At 42.5% G+C, this 20,907-nt stretch carries 21 protein-coding genes and 1 riboswitch; of the genes, 15 read left to right on the top strand and 6 right to left on the bottom strand.

Annotated features, from left to right (window positions below):
* Nucleotides 1-438 (bottom strand): Rpn family recombination-promoting nuclease/putative transposase (locus NWP21_RS00975; protein ID WP_280791276.1); only part of this gene is annotated, 438 nt, incomplete at its 3' end.
* Nucleotides 439-562: 124 nt separating this feature from the next.
* On the opposite strand from NWP21_RS00975, the gene NWP21_RS00970 reads away from it, so the two are divergent.
* A complete protein-coding gene (locus NWP21_RS00970; RefSeq protein WP_280791275.1) occupies nt 563-1,735 on the top strand; it encodes a class I SAM-dependent methyltransferase in 1,173 nt (390 codons plus the stop codon).
* A gap of 330 nt (nt 1,736-2,065) precedes the next feature.
* Entirely contained in the window at nt 2,066-2,944 is an 879-nt protein-coding gene (locus tag NWP21_RS00965; protein ID WP_271731394.1) for an NAD(P)-dependent oxidoreductase, read from the top strand.
* Nucleotides 2,945-2,953: 9 nt separating this feature from the next.
* On the opposite strand, the gene NWP21_RS00960 is transcribed toward NWP21_RS00965, so the two are convergent.
* On the bottom strand, nt 2,954-6,064 hold the full coding sequence (locus tag NWP21_RS00960; protein WP_280791274.1) for an MFS transporter: 3,111 nt from the start codon (nt 6,062-6,064) through the stop codon (nt 2,954-2,956).
* 579 nt (nt 6,065-6,643) lie between these two features.
* Between NWP21_RS00960 and NWP21_RS00955 the strand changes: the two genes are divergently transcribed.
* Nucleotides 6,644-6,856 carry a chlorophyll a/b-binding protein gene (locus NWP21_RS00955; RefSeq protein ID WP_280791273.1) on the top strand — a complete coding sequence of 71 codons (213 nt, stop codon included), beginning with the start codon at nt 6,644-6,646 and terminating at the stop codon, nt 6,854-6,856.
* Between the two features lie 43 nt (nt 6,857-6,899).
* Entirely contained in the window at nt 6,900-7,118 is a 219-nt protein-coding gene (locus NWP21_RS00950) for a chlorophyll a/b-binding protein (RefSeq protein ID WP_271731399.1), read from the top strand.
* A 174-nt stretch (nt 7,119-7,292) separates the two neighbouring features.
* On the opposite strand, the gene NWP21_RS00945 is transcribed toward NWP21_RS00950, so the two are convergent.
* Together NWP21_RS00945 and NWP21_RS00940 are read right to left on the bottom strand one after the other, a co-directional pair.
* A complete protein-coding gene (locus NWP21_RS00945) occupies nt 7,293-8,630 on the bottom strand; it encodes an SLC13 family permease (RefSeq protein ID WP_280791272.1) in 1,338 nt (445 codons plus the stop codon).
* Nucleotides 8,631-8,749: 119 nt separating this feature from the next.
* Entirely contained in the window at nt 8,750-9,361 is a 612-nt protein-coding gene (locus NWP21_RS00940) for a universal stress protein (protein WP_280791278.1), read from the bottom strand.
* Nucleotides 9,362-9,410: 49 nt separating this feature from the next.
* Here NWP21_RS00940 and NWP21_RS00935 point away from each other — a divergent pair, with 49 nt between their 5' ends.
* The 10 genes from NWP21_RS00935 (at nt 9,411) to NWP21_RS00890 (ending at nt 17,509) form a co-directional block, all read left to right on the top strand.
* Nucleotides 9,411-9,545 (top strand): hypothetical protein, encoded by a 135-nt coding sequence (locus NWP21_RS00935; RefSeq protein ID WP_280791271.1) that lies wholly within the window; start codon nt 9,411-9,413, stop codon nt 9,543-9,545.
* Nucleotides 9,515-9,647: riboswitch (cyclic di-AMP (ydaO/yuaA leader) on the bottom strand. (Overlaps the previous gene by 31 nt.)
* A 351-nt stretch (nt 9,648-9,998) precedes the next feature.
* On the top strand, nt 9,999-12,038 hold the full coding sequence (gene bchD / locus NWP21_RS00930; RefSeq protein ID WP_280791277.1) for a magnesium chelatase ATPase subunit D: 2,040 nt from the start codon (nt 9,999-10,001) through the stop codon (nt 12,036-12,038).
* Nucleotides 12,039-12,135: 97 nt separating this feature from the next.
* Nucleotides 12,136-12,864, top strand: coding sequence for a Bax inhibitor-1 family protein (locus NWP21_RS00925; protein WP_280791270.1), 729 nt, complete (start codon nt 12,136-12,138; stop codon nt 12,862-12,864).
* A gap of 80 nt (nt 12,865-12,944) precedes the next feature.
* Nucleotides 12,945-13,439 carry a pentapeptide repeat-containing protein gene (locus NWP21_RS00920; protein ID WP_280791269.1) on the top strand — a complete coding sequence of 165 codons (495 nt, stop codon included), beginning with the start codon at nt 12,945-12,947 and terminating at the stop codon, nt 13,437-13,439.
* 105 nt (nt 13,440-13,544) lie between these two features.
* Nucleotides 13,545-14,667 (top strand): peptide chain release factor 2 gene (gene prfB / locus NWP21_RS00915; RefSeq protein WP_271762497.1). Its coding sequence is split into 2 segments (ribosomal slippage): nt 13,545-13,616 and nt 13,618-14,667, totalling 1,122 coding nucleotides; the frame shifts between segments, so codons are not numbered across the junction.
* Between the two features lie 142 nt (nt 14,668-14,809).
* Nucleotides 14,810-14,962, top strand: coding sequence for a DUF3285 domain-containing protein (locus NWP21_RS00910; RefSeq protein ID WP_271731405.1), 153 nt, complete (start codon nt 14,810-14,812; stop codon nt 14,960-14,962).
* Between the two features lie 49 nt (nt 14,963-15,011).
* Nucleotides 15,012-15,539 carry an rRNA maturation RNase YbeY gene (ybeY, locus tag NWP21_RS00905; protein WP_280791267.1) on the top strand — a complete coding sequence of 176 codons (528 nt, stop codon included), beginning with the start codon at nt 15,012-15,014 and terminating at the stop codon, nt 15,537-15,539.
* A 129-nt stretch (nt 15,540-15,668) separates the two neighbouring features.
* The gene (locus tag NWP21_RS00900) at nt 15,669-16,124 is read left to right on the top strand and encodes a diacylglycerol kinase family protein (protein ID WP_280791266.1); all 456 of its coding nucleotides are present in this window, start codon (nt 15,669-15,671) and stop codon (nt 16,122-16,124) included.
* Nucleotides 16,125-16,147: 23 nt separating this feature from the next.
* A complete protein-coding gene (locus NWP21_RS00895; RefSeq protein ID WP_280791265.1) occupies nt 16,148-16,747 on the top strand; it encodes an aminodeoxychorismate/anthranilate synthase component II in 600 nt (199 codons plus the stop codon).
* A gap of 3 nt (nt 16,748-16,750) precedes the next feature.
* Nucleotides 16,751-17,509 carry an MBL fold metallo-hydrolase gene (locus NWP21_RS00890; protein ID WP_280791264.1) on the top strand — a complete coding sequence of 253 codons (759 nt, stop codon included), beginning with the start codon at nt 16,751-16,753 and terminating at the stop codon, nt 17,507-17,509.
* 114 nt (nt 17,510-17,623) lie between these two features.
* Here NWP21_RS00890 and NWP21_RS00885 read toward each other — a convergent pair whose 3' ends face one another.
* A complete protein-coding gene (locus NWP21_RS00885) occupies nt 17,624-18,859 on the bottom strand; it encodes a VCBS repeat-containing protein (RefSeq protein ID WP_280791263.1) in 1,236 nt (411 codons plus the stop codon).
* Nucleotides 18,860-19,226: 367 nt separating this feature from the next.
* Between NWP21_RS00885 and NWP21_RS00880 the strand changes: the two genes are divergently transcribed.
* Nucleotides 19,227-20,537: an aminopeptidase P N-terminal domain-containing protein gene (locus tag NWP21_RS00880; RefSeq protein WP_280791262.1), complete on the top strand. Its 1,311-nt coding sequence runs from the start codon at nt 19,227-19,229 to the stop codon at nt 20,535-20,537.
* Nucleotides 20,538-20,642: 105 nt separating this feature from the next.
* On the opposite strand, the gene NWP21_RS00875 is transcribed toward NWP21_RS00880, so the two are convergent.
* The coding region (locus NWP21_RS00875; protein WP_280791261.1) for a type ISP restriction/modification enzyme at nt 20,643-20,907 on the bottom strand (265 nt) is incomplete at its 5' end.

Here is a 20,907-nt window from a genome sequence, read left to right as displayed (position 1 = left end):
CTGCATTAAATTAATACCTATTGACAGGGTATTGGGAGATCCTAACTCATCTAGATAAATTCGCTGTACCTGGTCACTATTTAATAAAGTCCGATGGGTTCTACTATCCCTTGGTTCTAAACTACGTGAGGGGAAGATCACCACACCATACCAGTCGTCATATTCAGACTGATTCCGGTTCAAATACATCAGTGACTCGGTAAAAAAGCGATGGTAAAGACCTTCATCTTTCTGAAATTGCACCTCTGCGAAAAATATTATCCTTGATTTTGCGCCTTCTGGCGGTAAAAACACCCCATCAATGCGAAATGTTGTTTCTTTCACCTCCACTGACTCAAATCGATATTTATCTGCTTGTTGCGGAGACTGATTAATTAGTTCAAAAATTAACCCCGGACTGCGCTTGAAAATTTGGTAATAAATCGAGTCACGTTTCACTAATATTTTTGAGGGATACTAAGTATTTTTGACTGCTGGGATGATGATTACTATAGCATCATTTCATTATCTGTTTTTGTCCTAACCTCGTTGGCGGTTGTCGTATCATGATCATATTTTGTCTATGACCTCTAACCCAGCATTGTGTACAGCCATAGCTCATCGTATTACTACCAGTCCCCAAAGGCGAATTACTTTCGCTGAATACATGGATATGGCTTTATATCACCCCGAACATGGTTACTACTCCAGTCACGCTGTGAAAATTGGATTTGGGGGTAGTGATTTTTTCACCTCTCCTAGTCTGGGTAATGACTTTGGGGAGCTATTGGCGGAACAATTTCGCCAGATGTGGGAAGTTTTAGGGCGTCCTGAGCCTTTTTCTTTGGTAGAAATGGGAGCAGGTCAAGGAATGTTGGCTATGCATATCCTGAGCTACTCTCAGCTACATTATCCAGACTTTTTTCAGGCGCTAAAGTATATTCTTGTGGAGAAGTCCCCAGGATTTCAGCAAGAACAACAGCAACGGTTACAAAACTTTCCTGTTCGTTGGTGTAATTTAGAAGATATCCCCACTGACTCGATAACTGGTTGCTTTTTTTCTAATGAATTGGTGGATGCTTTGCCAGTGCATCAGTTTATTTTAGAAGCTGGGGAAATGCGAGAAATTTATATCACTACCCACAAAGATAAGTCTGAAACTTCGTTTATAGAGGTGACTGGCGAAGTTTCTACACCCCTACTGCAAGAATACTTAAACTTGATAGAAATTGATTTGACTCATCCTAGTTATGAGGATGGTTATCGTAGTGAAATTAATTTGGCTGCTGGTGAGTGGTTAGGTATAGTAGCCGACCGCTTGCATCGCGGGTATGTGTTAACAATTGATTATGGCTACCCCGCTCATCGTTATTATCATTCCCGGCGATCGCAAGGAACCTTACAATGTTATTACAACCATCGCCACCACAACAACCCCTATATCAACATTGGTCAGCAAGATATTACCGCTCATGTTGATTTTACTGCTTTGGAACGATGGGGCGATCGCTTTGGTTTAGAGAAAATAGGATTTATCCAGCAGGGTTTATTTTTAATGGCCTTGGGTTTAGTCCAGCGCATTGCTGCTATTTCTCATCAAGAAATTCCCCTCTCACAACTACTGCAAAGGCGGGAAGCATTACACCAGCTCATAGACCCCTCAGGGCTAGGTAGCTTTGGAGTTTTAATTCAAAGCAAAGGACTCAAGCCTACAGAAATAGGTCAACCACTCACAGGGTTAACTGTGCCGGAGTAAAATAGAGGAAAGTTAAGACTCTCTTTAAGAATGCGATCTTGTCCTGATATAGATTAGCATAAAATTGACTACTGTGCAGACCCAGGTAACAGGAAAGTATTAATTATGACCGCTCATGAACTCTTGTTATTGATAACACTACTTAGCCCCGGCATCTTGCTGTCGGTGATTATAATGGTCACCTTTGCGGCTGGGGGCTGATTGTTCTTGACTCCTTAGGGAACAGTTATTTCTGGACAGTGATAACTGTTCAACAATCTTACAATCAGACCATGGAAACGCGATATTTAGGACTGGCTACACCCAAGCTGTACCAAAGGAAAGTAAAAAATGAAGGTGGCATTTCTGGGAACTGGACTTATGGGATTACCGATGGCTCAACGGTTGTTAGCAGCCAACATAGAGCTAGTGGCCTACAACCGCACCCCAGAAAAATTAGCTCCACTACAGGCAGCTGGTGCGGAAATTGTAACACATCCCCGTCAAGCAATTCGTGCTGCTGATTACATTATTCTCATGTTGACTAATGCCGCAGCAATTTATCATGTTTTGCTTTCAGATACTGCTTGGCGCACTCTAGAAGGGCGGACTGTGATTCAGATGGGGACTATTACCCCCATAGAAAGCCAAGAAATCAGAGATGCGGTCATTGGTGGCGGTGGCGAGTATATAGAAGCTCCAGTATTAGGTAGTATTCCAGAAGCAAAAGCTGGTAAGCTGATTGTCATGGTAGGTGCAGAACAAAGACAATATCAACGGGATTTAAAGTTACTGCAAAACTTTGGTCCAGAGCCTGTATTTGTGGGTCCCGTAGGCTCGGCTGCGGGGTTGAAGTTAGCACTAAATCAACTCATTGCTTCCCTAACCACTGGCTTTGCTCTGAGTCTGGCGTTTGTCGAGCGTCAAGGTATTGACATAGATTTATTTATGCAAATCCTACGCGAAAGTTCACTTTATGCGCCTACTTTTGACAAGAAACTCAGACGGATGCTAGACGGCGATTATACCAATCCCAATTTCCCCACAAAACACCTGCTCAAAGATACAGATTTGTTTATCTCAGCAGCAAAATCACTGGGTTTGGATCTCGCCAGTATTGAATCTGTGCGGCAAATTTTGCAAACGGCGATGAAAATGTCATTTGCTAATGACGACTACTCGTCAATATTTTCTGCCATTAATCAATGGGGAGAAGCAAGTGGCGAATAATCCTTTAACCTAAATTATAACCACAGCGATCGCTCCTCCTAATGCAGCAAATACAGCTGATACAAATGCCGTAGCAAATAACCACCAAGAAGCTGTAGCAGCGGCTTTGCGGGTTTGTTCTGCTTGTCTTTGTGCTTGATATTTTAACTCTTCTAGACGGCGTTGGCTTTCCTGCTGTAGCCTTTCAGCACGTTGCAGTACGGTGTTGCGTACCCGCTCAATCTGGTGAATAATGGCGTTGGCATCAGCTTCAGAAATATCCTCACGGGAACTTATAATCGCCACCAAGGTGTCCCGGTCACAAGCAGACAGGCGACGGCGTAACGCTTCAAACCCCGCCGGTGGATCATCAAATAACCTGCGGATATCGCGCTTGATGCCATCATAATTCAATTCTGGGCGCTCTAAGGAATTGAGATAGTTACGGAGCCGGGCAAAAATCCCTTCTATCACATCTTGAATCCCCCTTTGAATACCATGTACTTGTTCTACAAATTGATCCCGCACGGAGACGATATGATCAGCAATTCTGGCTGCTTCTTCATCAGTCATATCTTCCCGAATTTTTAGCAAAGCCATGACTGTGGAACGGTCAAAATGAGCCAAGCGATCGCCCAGGGTTTCCATTCCCACTCCGGGATCATGCAATAATAATTGTAGGTCGCGCTTAATAGCTTCTGGGTTAAGTTCCTCCTTACCAGTTTGCCGCAAATACTCTGACAGATAAGCTTGAAATGTTGCCATTCTTTGCTGGGTGCGGGTAGCCAAACGACGGGGCGCACGTACAATATTACGAATGGAAGTTTGCACAGAATTAATAACTTCATTGACTTGTTCTGCACTCAGGTCTGGCCGTTGACTGAGTAACTGAACTAAAGTATCTCGGTCTACCTGAGACAAACGCCGGCGCAAGGCTATAACTCCCTCTCTAGGGTTGTAAAATAGTCTGTTAAAATCGCGTTGAATGCCTTCAGGGTTTAATTCTTCTTTACCAGTATCACGTAAATAATCAGCGATAGTAGCTATTACTGAGTCGTACTGTTCCTTCCAAGCTTGAGGTGTATGGCGGATCTTGTGCCAGGACTCTTCTACAGTGTCAATAATTTGATTAACTTGCTGTGGACTCAAATCTTGGCGCTGACTGAGTAAGCTAACTAAGGTATCTCGGTCAAAGCGAGCTAATCGCGCCCGCATAGCAATGATTCCCGACTGGGGGTCTTCTAGCAGCTTTTGCACATCCGCGCGAATCCCATCAGGGTTTAACTCCGCTTTGCCAGTATTACGCAGATATGATTCTAAATTTAACCATAAAGTTTCCGCGTGATGTTTGGCTTGTTCCGCCAACCCTTGAGATTGTACCAAGACCTGATGGCGCTGATTTTCTAATTCATTGAGAATCGGGTTGACTTCTTCTGTGGGAATATCATTTCGTGCTAGCAATATCTCCCGCATTTCTTGGCGGTCTAATTGTGACAGTCGTAGCGAGAGAGTTTCGTAATCTACCTGTGGATCTGCTAATAATGGTTTAAAGTGCTGCTCAAGTCCTTGTGGAGTTAATTCTGCTTTATTGGTAACAAGTAAGTAACTTTCTATTCGGCGTTGTAGGTCTTGTGTAATCTCCCTTTCTTCCGCATCCCTGACTATAACTAATACCTCTTGGCGGACAGTTTCTAGCTGGTGAGCAATACGCTGGATTTGTTCTTGGGTGAGTATCCCCCGTTCCTGGAGAGTACGGGCAAAATCCTGGCGAGAAACTCTCTCTAGTTCCCTTTTGACTATACCAGGGTCTGCCTCTGGGTCATAGATGACATGACGAAATTCTTCAGCAATTCTCTCAGGACTGAATTGCCAAGCATAGGTATTTAGTAGGTAGTTTTCCACATCAGCCCTAATGGGACTATAGGGTTGTGATGGTATGGGCAACCCCAGTTTATCAGCTTGTGCAGTGAGTTTCTCCTTCGCAGTGGTGAGCGATCGCCAAATTGTTTCTACATCTATATCTGATAAATCTGCCCTTCCCAACACAATACCAGTCAGTGCAGTGATTATTTGTTGTAAAGTTTGTTGCATCCAACCTGGTTTTTCTGTTCTTGATGCTGTTTCCTGAGCAGTCCGGATTTCTGCTATTAACCGATCTAATTTGGCGTTGATCTCATCTGTCTTCCCTTGTCCCGGGGGGAGTGACTGCAAATAGTTAACTAACTCGGCTAAATTGTCTTGGATGGGTTTTTGCTGACTAACTACCTGCTGCCAAACTTTGTATAGTATATCACTGATACGTTTAACCTCTCTGGGAGAAAAGTCGGTACGACTGCTGACTAAATCCCTAAACCTTTGGCGGTCAATGTTCCGGAGGTCTGGACTGGATGCGATCGCTTGCAATTGTGGATCTCTGAGTAAATTTTCAAAATCCCTGCGAATGTGGGATATATCCCATTCTGGGGGGCGGATCTGTTCTAGGTAATCTTCTATATTTTCCCGAATACTAAGGGGGTCAACAGCATTCCCTAATTCCCGACCCACAGCTGCTGCTGCTGCTTCGGCTGTTGCTACGACTTGTTGATTCACCGCCTTTGCACCCAATGCAGCCGAAGCAGTCCCCATAATCGCCTGAAAACCTGAAGTTGCTGAATTGACGACCGAACCAACCAAGGAACCCACAGTGGTCGAACTTACCCACACCAGCAGCAAAAAGTATGCTCCCCAAATAACTAATCCCAGAATTGCGCCCAGCCTGGCATCTAATACCAGTAAACTTAATTTAACTGCGAGGAAGCAAGCGATTAATAAAGCGATGGTAACAGTAACTAATGTCCATAACCCCAATGCTGTACCAATTTTGCGAATGCTACCACCGAAACTTCCCACTTCCCCAACCATTGCATCTGAGTCAGATGGCCGCCCCAAGTAGGAAATACCAGCGGCGACGGAGAGGTTAGTTAACAGTAATTGGAAGGCAAAAGCTAGGATCACACCGGAGATTAAAGCCACAAAAAAGCGCGGACCCGAATTGATCACTGATGCCTGGGCTGGGGTGATAGCAGTGGGAACTACGGGAGTCTGTGCTACCCATAATAGTGGCTTGTAAAGTTCCAGGATGTTTTCTGTAAATTGAAACATTATATTTCCTTCTTATAAATTGGAATTTGGGGAGGATGAGGAATTTCATGAGCAGTAATTCAACATCTATTTCTTGGGTGTATCTATGGCAATACTGATTTTTTTCCACTTTTAGGATCGTGGAATTTAGCCATTTTATGCATCTCTCTCAAGTTATAAAAATCTATCTATACCTAGGTATAAGTTTGAGGATTTAACTTTTAAGATTTTTCTGAAGCTACAATGCCTGAAAAATACTATGATTTCAGAGTTTAATTTTGGTAATTTATTGGCTGAAATTACCCAAAAAATTAGCTTTTTATGATGACAATTAGGATTTCTACCTGGCAGCCATACCTGGCAAGAGTTTGATGTATAAATCAATTAGATATATTGAGTTATTATGCTTGAGAAATTATTAATTTACATTTATTTATGCTGAGGATTTTCATCACCCCCTCAAGGTGGATATGCCCAGAATTATAACTTTCTGATAATCCTCCGCAAGAGGTGTGTGTAGTTTGTACCTACAGAGGGAAAGCAACTTACTGATAAACAGCTAAATTAAGGTTAAGCAATAAATAATTTTGGATAAGAAAAATGGAAACTCGAGAGACGCGTTCTTCCACAAATCTACCACCGGTGGCGGTGGAATACAATGGCAGAGATAGGAATGCATTTCTATTTGGCTGGACTCCTCAAGCCGAAATCTGGAATGGTCGCTTTGCAATGATTGGGTTTCTGGCCTATTTAGTTTGGGATGTAGCGGGATATAGTGTTCTACGGGATGTACTACATCTTCTTGGTCGTTAACCATTAAAAAATTAACAATTTAGTTGGATTTGGGAGTAGAAACATGGAAACTAAAGAACCACGTCGTTCTACAGATTTACCACCAGTAGCTACAGCTTATAACGGTGTTGACCGCAACGCTTTTCTTTTTGGTTGGAACCCTCAAGCAGAACTATGGAATGGCCGCTTGGCAATGATTGGCTTTCTGGCTTACCTAATTTGGGATTTAGCTGGATACAGCGTTTTACGGGACGTACTCCACATTATGAGATATTCGTCTTGAAAATGCTAGGACTAAGTCGAGAGTAGTTACTAATTCCCAAATAAACATTGACGTTCTTAACTCTTCAATAATACAAATCAAAATTGAGAAGGCGGTACCCAAACTGGTAACCGCCTTTTTGATAACTTGCTCACCCATGGAACTCTACCGGAAACGCGCACAATACCCCTATGATCACAACAGAAAACGAACCATTACATATAAGGCTAACGCCACAAGTTGTACAATCATAACTGGGAGACCATAATGAAGAAAAGTTTTAAAAGAAATCGGACGACCGTGTTGCTCAGAAATACCTGCGGCTACTATGTTAGCAGATGCTCCTATTAAAGTACCATTCCCTCCTAAGGTTGCACCAAACATCATGGCGTAAAACATTGGGAGCACTTCCGGGGGAAACTGTCCATCAAAATTTGTAAGAAGAACTTCTGGGCTGACTAATCCCACTGTGACAAGATATTGTTTAAGCAAAGGAAGCATCCCTACTACCAATGGAATGTTGGGTACTAGACTCGATAATATCCCCACAAAAAACAACAAAACTAAAGAACCCAGGAAAATATTTTTACCGATAATTGTCGCCAATATACCTGATAAAGCATTAATTACCCCTGTTTTTTCTAGTCCCCCAATTAGCACAAAAATACTCATGAAAAATATTAATGTACTCCAGTCAACATCTCGCAGTATATGGTTAACAGAATCAATTTTGCTGTGGTGAGATAGTAACAAGGCTAAAGCTGCACCTAATAAAGCTGCGGCCGCTGGTGAAATAGGTATGGGTAGAGATTCCCCGATGACAAAAAATATTAATACTAAACCTACAATTACCCCGCCCACAATTACAACTTGCGGGTGATTGATTCGTGGGTTTGGGAGTTCTGCTAAACTATCTAGTTTAGTATGCCAAATTTTGCGGAATAAAATTGGTAGAAATAGTATGATCACACCGACAGCAATGACTCCTCCTAAGCTTAAATTATATAGATAATCTATGAAGCTGATATTAACTGCATCCCCCACAATAAAGGTAGCAGGATCACCAACTAAGGTTAGTAGTCCAGCACTGTTAGCAACTAAAACCATTAAAATTAGTAGAGGCACAAAATTTATGCCTAATTCTTGTGCCATTGGTGGAATTAAAGGCGCTAATAACATCACTGTTGTGGCATTGGGTAGAACTGAACAGACAACAGTAACAATTCCAACAATACTGATGAGAAGGCGTTTGCCTTCGCCTTGAGCTAAGAGTACTATTTTAGTAGCTAAATAATCAAATACTTTAGTAGACTCAAATGCCCGGACAAATACCATAATGCCAAACAATAAACCCAGTGTGGCATGGCTTTCACTGATATAGTCAATTGCTTCCTGCAAGCTCATAATATTAGTAAAAACTAATAATAATGCTCCTAAAAATGCCGCAATAGTTAGATGCATCCATTCCGTTATCACTAAAGCAATCACGCCCAAAAATGTGAAAAAACTCAGAAATGCCTGCCAATTTTCCACGATATACCTCTGGAGTTGAAGGAAATTATATTTCTGGCAAAAAAGCCACCCCAACATAGGTGACTTTTCTGCAATTTTCATTAAATAGAAAATTGCTTTAATTTAATCCAACGCAATATTTATTCATTAATAGAATGGGGTATGCCTAAAACGGTACAGGGAAAATTAGAACCCAGCATCTTCACCATGGTATGATTAACAGACTTACATCCCAAAAATAAGATATCAGCAGCTTCTAATTCCACCACATTTTTTAGTTCTGTGGCCACGCAACCAAACCGCAGATGAGATTTAAAATAACTTTGCCATTCTTTGGCTAGGCTGCGCGCTTGCCATAAAACTCTATCTGCTTGCTCAAGAGGAAGAATGTATTCTTTCGGTAAATATTGTGTTGTTCCCCTCGACTTTGATGGAGTCAAGATAGGAAGATTAGATTGAGATAGTTGACTTACCTGAGACTCTAAATTTGAGGAATCTAGAAACTGATTATGTTGATTCTCTACTACATACACAGCCTGTACATTCACTTGTACATTTGTCGCCAAACGGGTTTGCTGTGCAATACAGAAAGCTATATCCAGCGCAGTATGACTATTGGGTGAACCATGGTAAGCAACGATTATTTTGGGAGACTTAAATGCTTGAGAAAATGGTTTTTTTGACTCTGGTAATAGTACCATTTGCTCAGTTAAATCGTCTCTACCTATGGCGCTTTGTAGACGCACTAACATTGGCTTTATATTCACAATTTCGACTTCTCCCCAAATAAACAAGTTATGAATGAGAAGTAGGTTAAAAACGGATATAGTATATCGCCAAGATATAATGAGCAATATCCGCAAAGAAACCCCAATAACAACTGGTATTAAAGCCAAAGTTTTGGGAGTTCCTTCCATTGCCGACGAAGTTAGCTGACGGGCTAAGACTGGAAGGTGTCTCTCTTAAGATTAGCCCCAAACATTGGTTCCTCCGTTTTAAATCCAATTTATATGAATTTAAATTAGGCTACCCACTAAACAAATCATAGTCTAATTTAACCTGATTGAAGACAATTGTAATAAAAATTCGTATAAGGATATACTTTTAACCATAAAAATAGTCGATAAATTGATACTTTCTGATAGAATTTGAGACTATTGCCATTATATTTAGTAATCGCATAACCCCATGTTCAGAGTCATTAGTAATGAAATAAGTACAACTCTATATGAAGATCATAGAATGCTCTCCAAGGTTGGAGATTTATTGCTAGGGCAAGGATAAAAATAAGTAAAATTACTATAGTCAGAATGGACAAGAAAGCACGTGCCATGTTGAAGGTGCCAAAAATTGCTATGCTAAAAGCCGAGACTAGCTATTGTGCCAACCATGCCCGCGCCTACTATCAACCCTACAATCACAGCCTTCCCCCTGACAGCTGTAGTCGGTCAAGAAGCAATTAAATTAGCCTTGCTGTTAGCAGCAGTTGATCCTGGCTTGGGAGGAGTGGCGATCGCCGGCCGTCGCGGTACGGCAAAATCAGTAATGGCGCGTGCTATTCACGCCTTACTACCACCCATCGAAGTTGTGAAAGGCTCGATGAGTAACTGCGATCCCAACCGCCCAGAAGACTGGGATGATGATCTGTTAGTAGAGTACGCAGATCAAGATATTACAGAAGTACCCACGGAAATTATTCCGGCGCCATTTGTCCAAATTCCCTTGGGGGTCACAGAAGACAGATTATTAGGTTCTGTAGATGTAGAACAGTCTGTAAAGCAGGGTGATACAATTTTTCAGCCGGGGTTACTCGCCACAGCTAACCGAGGGGTGCTGTATGTGGATGAGTTGAATTTATTAGATGACCAAATATCAAATCAGCTGCTCACAGTCTTATCCGAGGGACGTAACCAAATTGAGCGGGAAGGAATTAGTTTTCAGCATCCTTGCAAATCCTTATTTATAGCCACCTATAACCCAGAAGAAGGAGGATTACGGGAGCATTTACTAGATAGAATTGCCATCGCTCTTTCTGCTGATGGTGTCCTGGGACTAGATCAAAGAGTAACAGCTGTGGAGCAAGCGATCGCCTATGCTAAATCCCCCCAAGCATTTCTGGAGCAATACGCAGAAGATTTAGACGGGTTAAAAACCCAAATTATTCTAGCGCGGGAATGGTTGAAAGAAGTAACCATCACCGTAGAACAAATTACCTATTTAGTCAATGAAGCCATTCGCGGAGGAGTGGAAGGACATCGGGCGGAATTATTCGCCGTGCGTGTAGCTAAAGCTGCGGCGGCTTTAGAAGGAAGGACAACAGTCAACGCCGAAGATTTACGCCGGGCTGTGGAGTTCGTCATTGTACCACGTTCAACAATTGTCCAGACCCCACCACCAGACCAACCACCACCACCCCCACCCCCACCCCCTCAAAATCAACAAGAAGAGGACCAACAGGAGGAGGAAGAACAGGAAGAACAGGAACAAGAGCAAGAACAAGAGCAAGAACAAGAACAAGAACCCCCTGATGTTCCAGAGGAATTTATTTTTGACCCAGAAGGGGTAATTCTGGATGACAGCGTGCTTTATTTTGCCCAAATGGCCAAGCGTCAGGGTAAATCTGGCAGTCGGAGTATGATTTTTTCCGAAGACAGGGGACGCTATATTAAGCCCATGTTACCCAAGGGGAAAGTGCGCCGCATTGCTGTAGATGCTACACTTAGGGCGGCTGCACCCTATCAAAAAGCCAGAAGGGCAAGACACCCGGGTAAAAGAGTTATTGTGGAGCAAAGCGATATCCGTGCCAAGCGCTTGGTACGCAAAGCGGGAGCCTTGATAGTATTTGTAGTGGATGCTTCGGGTTCCATGGCTCTCAACCGGATGCAATCAGCTAAAGGGGCGGTGATGCAACTGTTAACGGAGGCTTATCAAAACCGTGACCAAGTAGCATTGATTCCTTTCCGGGGAGAACAAGCAGAAGTATTGTTACCTCCAACCCGTTCTATAGCTCTGGCACGTAACCGCCTAGAAAGATTACCTTGTGGTGGTGGTTCACCCTTAGCACATGGTTTAACTCAAGCGGTAAGGGTGGGTGTCAATTCAGAAATGAGTGGAGATGTGGGGCAAGTGGTGATTGTGGCAATTACGGATGGGCGGGGTAATATTCCCTTGGCGCGGTCTCTGGGTGAACCATTAGAACCGGGAGAAAAGCCAGACATCAAAGCAGAACTATTAGATATTGCCGGGAGAATTCGCGCCGGAGGAATGCAGCTATTGGTAATTGATACCGAGAGTAAATTTGTGTCCACGGGTTTTGCTAAAGAATTAGCACAAACAGCGGGAGGTAAGTATTATCATTTGCCTAAAGCTAGTGATAAAACCATTGCTGCCATGACTAAAGGTGCGATCGCCGATATAAAATCCCGATAACTCCTACCATAACCAGGCCACCTAGAACCTAGCCATTAATAGCAAATGTTGGTATAAATAGAAGTAAACCGGATATCTATCTCCATAAAATCGACTTATGAGCAATACCAGCAACTTTCGTGAGGCTATTCGCGAGGCTAGAACTCAGTCGCTCATTGGCCCCAATGTAATTGCCAATGCCCTACCCTATGTTGGTGGTGGTCTGGTGCTAACCGCCTTGGGAACCTATGGTGGTCTGGGCGTTATCCGTACCAATCCCGCTATATTCTTCCCCACCTTCATCGGTGCGATGATTGTGGAGTTAATTTTATTTTTTGTCGCCCGTAATGTTGCTGAAAAAGGCAACAAGAGTGTAGCATTACCTCTATTAGCCGCCTACGGACTCTTATCTGGATATACCCTGAGTGGTTTAGTCTTCCTGGCCTTGCAAACCCAAGGGGTAGGTATTCAAGGTGTGGGCTTGGCAGCCCTAGGTTGTGGTGTCACCTTTATTGTTGCTCGTCAAATTGGTTCCAATCTCTCCGAAAATGATGGCATGGCTTTAACCAAAACTATCAGCTTAGGCGTTATTGCCTTGGTAGTTGTGGTCTTGACCCAATTTGTATTGGCGATGTTTGGTGTTTACACTCCCAGTTGGTTAGAAATCGGTATCTCTGGTTTGGGGGTATTTCTATTTGTTGGGGTATCGGTGGTTGACTTCTACATCTTGCCCCGTACTTATAGGGATGACGAATATTTACCGGCGGCTTTGTCCATGTACCTCACCTACATCAACTTGTTTGTGTTTATCTTACGGTTACTAATTGCCTTGAATAGTCGGGATTAAGCACAATCCATTGCCCCATCCCCCCTGTGGGAGGGGCTGATAAATTATTTTTAATGACATTTTCTGAGAGGATGATTTTGATGTTAGAACTCCACAAAGTGGCAAGTACGATTGCCCTGCTAATTTCCGGGACAATTATCGGATGTGCCCAACCAAAGGAGATTCAAGCAATTAACCCCAATGAATTTAGCTCTGAGCAGACGGGTACTAACCCCAATGTGATCGCTCAACCAGTAGAGCAAAACATAACTAGCAGTGGTGCAATTAATCAGTTGCTGTCAAATCGTCAATGTCCGGGTTGTGATCTAGAGAGAGCAGACCTCAGGGGTGCTAACCTGAGTAACGCTGATTTATCCCGTGCCGATTTGGCACAAGCCAATTTGAGCAATGCTAATCTCAGTGGAGCCGACTTGACAGCAGCAGACCTAGAGGAAGTGAATTTCACTGGGGCAAATCTCAGAGGGGCAAATTTTCTAGGTGCGGATTTAGAAGCAGCCAATTTCACTAATGCAGATGTTACCGGAGCCGACTTTACAGCAGCTGACCTAGAACGAGTAATTGGGTTGAGGAGATAACACTACTGCATAGACTACAAGAGAAGTCGCCCAATTACAGCTACAATCAAAAATAAATCGACTTAACAATATCCACCAAAAGCGCTACCCAATTTAGCAAGCTCTATGGAAGTACTAGAACTAAAACGCGAAATCGAAACATTGTCCGGTCGTCTGGGTAAAGCCCAGGACTATCTTTGACATACCCGCGCTCAATGCCAAAATACAAGATTTAGAACAAATTGCAGCGCAGCCAGAATTCTGGAACGAGCAGACAGAAGCTCAAAAAACACTGCAAGAACTTAACGACCTCAAAGACCACCTGGAACAATATCATCAGTGGCGAGCCAGTCTGGAAGATACCAAGGCTGTGGTAGAGTTGTTGGAACTAGAAACCGATGCGGCACTATTAGAAGAAGCAGAATCTACAGTTACTCAGCTCAATCGTGAACTAGACCAGTGGGAATTACAACAGTTGCTTGCTGGTCCCTATGATGCTGAGGGGGCAGTATTGACAATTAATGCTGGTGCTGGTGGTACAGATGCCCAAGACTGGGCTTTTATGCTGATGCGAATGTATACCCGGTGGGCAGAAGCTCACGGCTACAAGGTGACTTTAGCAGAAGAATCAGAGGGTGATGAAGCGGGTATAAAATCAGCAACCCTGGAAATTACTGGCCGCTATGCTTATGGTTATTTGCGATCGGAAACAGGCACCCATCGCTTAGTACGCATTTCACCTTTTAATGCTAACGGCAAGCGACAAACCAGTTTTGCTGGGGTAGAAGTGATGCCACAGTTAGATAACTCTGTACAACTGGACATTCCAGACAAGGATTTAGAAGTCACTACATCTAGGGCTGGCGGTAAAGGTGGGCAGAATGTCAACAAAGTAGAAACAGCAGTACGGATTGTTCACTTACCCACTGGTATTGCAGTACGTTGTACTGAAGAACGCTCTCAGTTGCAAAACAAAGAGAAAGCCCTGGCGCGTCTGAAGGCTAAACTGCTGGTGATTGCTAGAGAGCAAAAAGCCCAAGAGGTGGCTGAAATTCGCGGCGATATGGTGGAAGCTTCTTGGGGTAACCAAATTCGCAATTATGTTTTCCACCCTTACCAAATGGTCAAGGATTTGCGTACCAATGTGGAAACAACAGCGGTAGGTGATGTAATGAATGGCGAGCTTGATTTGTTTATTCAAGCTTATCTACGGCAAGAAAGCCAGCTGGTAGAAAACATTGCTATCTAACCAAAGATTTAGGGGGGAGTTTGATTGATTGTTGCTGACTCCCGCTCTGATCAGCTTTCTGGGACAAAATCGTTAAAATGGGAGTCAATTCCCCAGTAAACTGTTACATTGGTAAATAAAAGAGTGTTGTAGTCAAAATATTATGAGCAACTCGCCCACAGAACCCAAACCTAGCTATGTAAAACTTGCCATGCGAAACATGGTGCGCAAGGGAGGTACTTCCATGAAACACTTTGCGCTTACTACTGTAGGCCTTTTAGCTGTGTTCGTGGGTCTTGCTTACCTAACTCGGTAAGAATTAACCAACATGAAAACCCGGTAGGCGGGAGGAGAGTTGATAACTGGTGCAAGTTGAAGTAGATGTGCAGGATTTGTTTTACCAATCCTCTTCAGGAGAAGTTATAGATTTTGAGTATAAGTATATTCCAGTTGCTAGGGAAACTTGGCAAGACTGGTTTGGTTGCTGGTTGTCAAGTCTACAAGCTGATCTTCCTCGTGCACCGGGTTATGAAGTCGGGCTGCGTTTGACAGATGACAGGGAAATTCAGTTATTGAATGCTGAATATCGTCATCAAAATAAACCAACAGACGTTTTATCTTTTGCCACATTGGAAGTAGATTTTCCTCAAAATCCGGAAATGCAGGATGAACTTTTGTATCTAGGTGATATTGTTATTTCGGTAAATACGGCTCAACGTCAAGCACAACAACAGGGACACAGTTTACCAACCGAATTAGCTTGGTTAGCCGCCCATGGGCTATTACATCTGTTGGGTTGGGATCATCCAGATGAAGAACAGTTGATGCAAATGCTCAAGCAGCAAGTAGAATTACTGATGTTAATTAGTATTGATATTAACATTGAGTATTAAATTGTATTTATGTCAAGAAATGTCTATAATACTGCTGTAGAAAAGTGCCTCAAAGTTGATTGCCTGATCGGAAATTGTCACATCAGTGAGATTCTTCTGTAATTACTTTATCATTCTATTTTTAGGCTTATGTCCCAACAAGTTTCCCCTCCATCAACACAAAACTGCCTACCAACGCTGATTACTAAGGAACGGGAACTGTCCTGGCGAGTTGCTTCTAATTTATTCATTAGCTTTAAATACGCCTGGGCTGGAATTAGCTACACCTTTCACACTCAACGCAACTTTCGTATCCACTTAAGTGTATGTGCTTTGGCGATCGCCTTAAGCATTTTCCTGCACCTGCAAGGGGTAGAAATTGCCGTGATTAGTATAACCAGTGGTTTAGTATTAGCATTGGAATTAATCAATACAGCCATTGAGTCCCTGGTAGACTTAACAGTGAAGCAGACCTATCACGAGTTAGCTAAAATTGCCAAAGATTGCGCCGCTGGTGCTGTACTGATATCAGCCTTAGTAGCTTTAGTGGTGGCGGCTACCCTGTTGCTACCCCCTCTAGTGATTTTAATTCTGTCAAATTTCTAGATAAAAACCAGGAGTCATAGGCCTTGATTATAGTCATTGATAATTATGACAGTTTTACATATAATCTGGTGCAGTATCTCGGAGAACTAGCAGCAGAGTTTCCTGTGGCCTCAGATATTCAAGTTTTTCGCAACGACAAAATTACAGTGGAGGAAATTAGGGGATTAAATCCCAATCTAATAGTAATTTCTCCGGGTCCTGGTCGTCCAGAAAACGCCGGCATCTCCCAAGATGTGATTAAACAGCTAGGTCACAACTTACCAATTTTGGGTGTTTGCTTAGGGCATCAAAGCATTGGTCAAGTATTCGGTGGTAAAATCGTCTCAGCTAAGGATTTGATGCATGGTAAAACCTCCCAAGTGTCTCACGCGGGAGTAGGTGTTTTCCAGGGTTTAGAAAATCCCATGGTAGCCACCAGATATCATAGTTTAGTCATTGACCGTGACACCTGCCCAGAGGTGTTAGAAATCACGGCTTGGGTTGAGGATGGTACTATTATGGGAGTGAGACACCGGAACTATCCTCACATTCAGGGCGTCCAGTTTCATCCAGAGAGTGTTTTAACATCTTCAGGAAAGCAGTTATTACGAAACTTTCTGGAACAATTACAGCCGACAGGGTAATTTATGAACCGACGAGAGTTGATGGGCTATGGTGCTACGGGGTTAGTGACAGCACTGCTGAGTAATTTAGGCCGCAAGGCTGACGCAAAATCTCCGGCTTTATCAGTTCAGTGGTTGGGTCATACTTGCTTTTTATTTACTGGTAGTGGTGTGAGGATTTTGGTTAATCCATTCCGCACAGCTGGCTGTACAGCTGGGTATCGTCCGCCCCGAGTCGAGGCGGATTTAGTCATGATTAGCAGTAAATTACTAGATGAAGGTGCGGTAGATGGACTACCGGGAACCCCCAAGCTAGTATATGCACCGGGTGCTTACGAGTTTAAAGGTATTCAGTTACAGGGAATTGCTGTAGACCATGATCGCAAAGGTGGTAAACAATTTGGGATGAATACCGCATGGAGTTGGGAACAAGGGGGAATTAAGATTCTCCATTTAGGAGGTGCTGCGGGGCCGATTGGGATTGAGCAACAAATTTTGATGGGTCGCCCTGATGTGTTGTTCATTCCAGTAGGCGGTAGTGATAAGGCTTATAATGCCCAAGAAGCCCAGCAGGTGACTGGGTTGTTAAATCCTAAGTTGGTAATTCCCACTCACTACCGTACACAAGCGGCTAATGATGTATGTGATATTTCCCCAGTGGATGAATTTCTGAGTTTGATGCAGGGGATGACTGTAAGTCGTAGTAATAATGATATAATTACTATTAGTGCTAATAATCTGCCCCAAAAGAGTGAGATTAGGGTTTTAACCTATAGGTTTTAATTAATATTTTAATTAGTAAGCATTTTTGCAGTAAATCTGGCGATTTAATGAATAGGGGTAATTCATGAATTACCCCTGTTGTAATTTCAGACTAGCAATATCGAAAAATGACTTTTAGGCAGTTAACCATTCTGGTGTAAATCTATCTTCTTCAGCCACAAAAGACTCAGTTGCTATTGTTCCATCCATAGACCAAATTCTATCTACACCGGTTTGTGGATCGCGCCAGTAGATATCAGTTGTACCATTACCATCAAAATCTCCTAGTGACAGCATTAAACCAGGCTGGGTGTTGGGTAGGAAGGCTTCAGAAGCGATTGCTCCGCCATCCATGATCCAGGCTGTATTCTCACCGGTTACCTGATTATGCCAGAAGATATCAGTTTTACCGTCGCCATTAAAGTCACCAATGGATGATGTCCAGGATGAGTCTAATGTTGTTAAATTAGATTCGGTAATTATGATACCATTCATAGACCAAATCTTGTTCTCTCCTGTTTCACTGTTACGCCACAGGATATCAGTTCTCAAGTCACCGTTAAAATCCCCTAGGGTAAAGTCCCAAGATGAGTCTTGGGATTGGAGAGCAAATTCATTTTTAGTGGTTCCATTCATCAACCAAAGTTTGTTTTCACCGGTTTCGCTATTGCGCCAGAAGATATCACTTCTACCATTACCAGTGAAATCAACAACGGTGGGGGTAAATGATGTATCTGTGGTTTCTATAATGGAGGCATCGACAACATTAATACCATCCATTGTCCAAATAGCAGTTTGACCGTTTTCGGTATTATGCCAGAAAATATCGGTTTTGCGATCGCCATTGAAGTCGCCAATTTGAGCCTTCCAAGTTGGGTCAACGGTATCTAGTGCTATGGTATTAGCAATTCTTGTACCATCCATTAGCACAATGCGATTTTCCCCTGTAACTTGATTACGCAACAAGAAGTCAGTTTTGCCATCACCATTGAAATCAGCGATTTCATAACCCATAGATGATAAGTCAAATTGACCTAGAGAAGCCTCTTGCTGCACTCTGGAACCTTCCATGAGGCGAATGATGATTTCCCCTGTTTGAGTATTTAACCACAGCTTATCTGCTTTACCATCGCCATTGAAATCAGGGACAATGGCCGCACTGGTTAAGTAAGGATTAGGGTTGGGGTTAGCTCCTCCAAATAAATTCGGAAGTGATGGGAGAAAATTTACTTGTGATGAACTACTAGTTATTGGTAACCTAGCGTCTAATCCAGGATCATTAGATACTAATAGCGCTGACTTTGCCAAGGATTGATCATATGAACTTTGTATCGTCTCGTCAAATACAGATGGGTTTTGTTGTGTAGGCATACTGTTTTCTTATCACTGGTGGTTATCCCACTTTTATCTCTTTTTTTGGATGAATTTCTGTATTTAAAAAACATTATTTTTGGCTGATAATTTAATTTATAAACATTTATTTTTTATAAATGTCAGGTTTTATAGATATCTAGGAAATCAAGGATAATTTGATTTAATTATCATTTTTTCCAGACAATATAACCATCGTGTTTTGATTCCCTAACTTGATGATCGAAAATATATATTTAATTGATTAAATACAGATAGTGACTATGGAAATCAAGATTGGCTAAAATAATTGATATCAGGAGCAACTGACCTAATCTACATGGTTTGGAAGTGTATAATAATACTAAGAGTCAAAATTTAAGTACCTATGCAAGCAGAATATCAGCAACGTCGCCAAGAATTTATGGCAAAAATTGGTAATGGTGCGGCGATTTTTCGCAGTGCGCCCATGGCGGTGATGCACAATGATGTAGAATACACCTATCGCCAAGATAGTGATTTTTTCTATCTGACGGGGTTTAATGAACCCCAAGCAGTAGCAGTGTTAGCACCACACCACCCAGAACATCGCTTTATATTGTTTGTGCAACCCAAGGATAGAGAAAAGGAAGTTTGGACTGGTTACGTTTGTGGGGTGGATGGAGCTAAAGAAATTTATGGCGCAGATGCTGCTTACCCTATAGGGGAACTGGAGGAAAAATTACCCCAGTATTTGGAAAAAGCTGATCGTATTTACTATCATTTCGGCCGCGATCGCACTTTTAATGATATAATACTTAAGAACTACCAAAGTTTACTGCGAACCTATCCCAAACGTGGTACAGGTCCTGTGGGGATTTCGGACACCGGAACTATTCTCAGCACCATGAGATTAGTAAAAAGTGAGGCGGAATTAGAATTAATGCGCCAAGCAGCAGCGATCGCCGCAGAAGCACATAACCGCGCCAGAGAATTGACATCCCCTGGACGTTATGAATACGAAATCCAGGCGGAAATAGAACATATTTTTAGGTTGCGGGGCGCAATGGGTCCAGCTTATCCTTCTATTGTGGCTTCTGGTGTGAATGCTTGTGTATTGCATTACATCGAAAATCAACGGCAAATGCAAGCTCAAGAATTGCTGCTGATTGACGCTGGTTGTGCATATGGTTATTACAACTCTGACATTACCAGGACATTTCCCGTAGGGGGTAAGTTCACCCCAGAACAAAAGATATTGTATGAGATTGTTTTAGAAGCCCAAAAACAGGCGATCGCCCAAGTCAAACCAGGTAACACTTTTAACGCGGTTCATGATGCGGCTGTGCGTGTAATTACCCAAGGTTTAGTAGAAGTTGGTATTCTCAAGGGCGAAGTTGACAAGTTAATAGAAGAAGAAAAGTATAAACCCTATTATATGCACCGCACCAGTCATTGGTTAGGTTTAGATGTCCATGATGTGGGTGTCTACCAGTATGGTGAAGATAAACCCCAGATTTTACAACCTGGTCAAGTGTTAACAGTGGAACCAGGAATTTATATAGTCCCAGATACCAAATTACCAGAAGACCAACCAGAAACCGATCCGCGTTGGGTGGGTATTGGTATTCGCATTGAAGATGATGTTTTAGTCACACCCACAGGTCATGAAGTGTTAACCGCTGGGGTTCCCAAGGAAGTTACAGCAGTGGAAAGATAATATAAATGGGATGGGTAAACCATCCCTATTCAGTACATATCTATGGGATGCTCCCAATAGTTGTTTTATATACTACAAATTCACAAGCAATTAAAGACTTTGAGCTTATTCAATCGGGAACCCAGGAATTAAACCATCAATTTCCTCCATTAACCGTAAGGTTTCCGTTAACGCAACCACAATTTTTTGATAGTGGTTAATTTCTGCTACTGACAAGACCCGATGACTATTCTTTCTATCTTTTAACCATTTATCTAATACTTGATATCCACCGATTTTAAATTCCCAGATATGTTGAGGAATATCTGTAAAATAACTCTGTTGATTGATATACACTCTTTGTAATTCTGAATTATAAGTTACTTCAGTA

The organism is Anabaenopsis sp. FSS-46 (genome assembly GCF_029891665.1).
Classification (GTDB): Bacteria; Cyanobacteriota; Cyanobacteriia; order Cyanobacteriales; family Nostocaceae; genus Anabaenopsis; species Anabaenopsis arnoldii.
This window is presented reverse-complemented; position numbering and strand designations above follow the sequence as displayed.

Excerpts from the sequence above, each read along its gene's own strand:
- NWP21_RS00900 (WP_280791266.1), top strand. The coding sequence starts at position 15,669 with ATGTCCCAACAAGTTTCCCCTCCATCAACACAAAACTGCCTACCAACG.
- bchD (WP_280791277.1), top strand. The coding sequence starts at position 9,999 with ATGCCCGCGCCTACTATCAACCCTACAATCACAGCCTTCCCCCTGACA.
- NWP21_RS00885 (WP_280791263.1), bottom strand. The coding sequence starts at position 18,859 with ATGCCTACACAACAAAACCCATCTGTATTTGACGAGACGATACAAAGT.
- NWP21_RS00880 (WP_280791262.1), top strand. The coding sequence starts at position 19,227 with ATGCAAGCAGAATATCAGCAACGTCGCCAAGAATTTATGGCAAAAATT.
- NWP21_RS00960 (WP_280791274.1), bottom strand. The coding sequence starts at position 6,064 with ATGTTTCAATTTACAGAAAACATCCTGGAACTTTACAAGCCACTATTA.
- NWP21_RS00935 (WP_280791271.1), top strand. The coding sequence starts at position 9,411 with ATGAGAAGTAGGTTAAAAACGGATATAGTATATCGCCAAGATATAATG.
- NWP21_RS00925 (WP_280791270.1), top strand. The coding sequence starts at position 12,136 with ATGAGCAATACCAGCAACTTTCGTGAGGCTATTCGCGAGGCTAGAACT.
- NWP21_RS00910 (WP_271731405.1), top strand. The coding sequence starts at position 14,810 with ATGAGCAACTCGCCCACAGAACCCAAACCTAGCTATGTAAAACTTGCC.
- NWP21_RS00940 (WP_280791278.1), bottom strand. The coding sequence starts at position 9,361 with ATGTTAGTGCGTCTACAAAGCGCCATAGGTAGAGACGATTTAACTGAG.
- NWP21_RS00950 (WP_271731399.1), top strand. The coding sequence starts at position 6,900 with ATGGAAACTAAAGAACCACGTCGTTCTACAGATTTACCACCAGTAGCT.
- NWP21_RS00965 (WP_271731394.1), top strand. The coding sequence starts at position 2,066 with ATGAAGGTGGCATTTCTGGGAACTGGACTTATGGGATTACCGATGGCT.
- NWP21_RS00955 (WP_280791273.1), top strand. The coding sequence starts at position 6,644 with ATGGAAACTCGAGAGACGCGTTCTTCCACAAATCTACCACCGGTGGCG.
- NWP21_RS00890 (WP_280791264.1), top strand. The coding sequence starts at position 16,751 with ATGAACCGACGAGAGTTGATGGGCTATGGTGCTACGGGGTTAGTGACA.
- NWP21_RS00920 (WP_280791269.1), top strand. The coding sequence starts at position 12,945 with ATGTTAGAACTCCACAAAGTGGCAAGTACGATTGCCCTGCTAATTTCC.
- NWP21_RS00970 (WP_280791275.1), top strand. The coding sequence starts at position 563 with ATGACCTCTAACCCAGCATTGTGTACAGCCATAGCTCATCGTATTACT.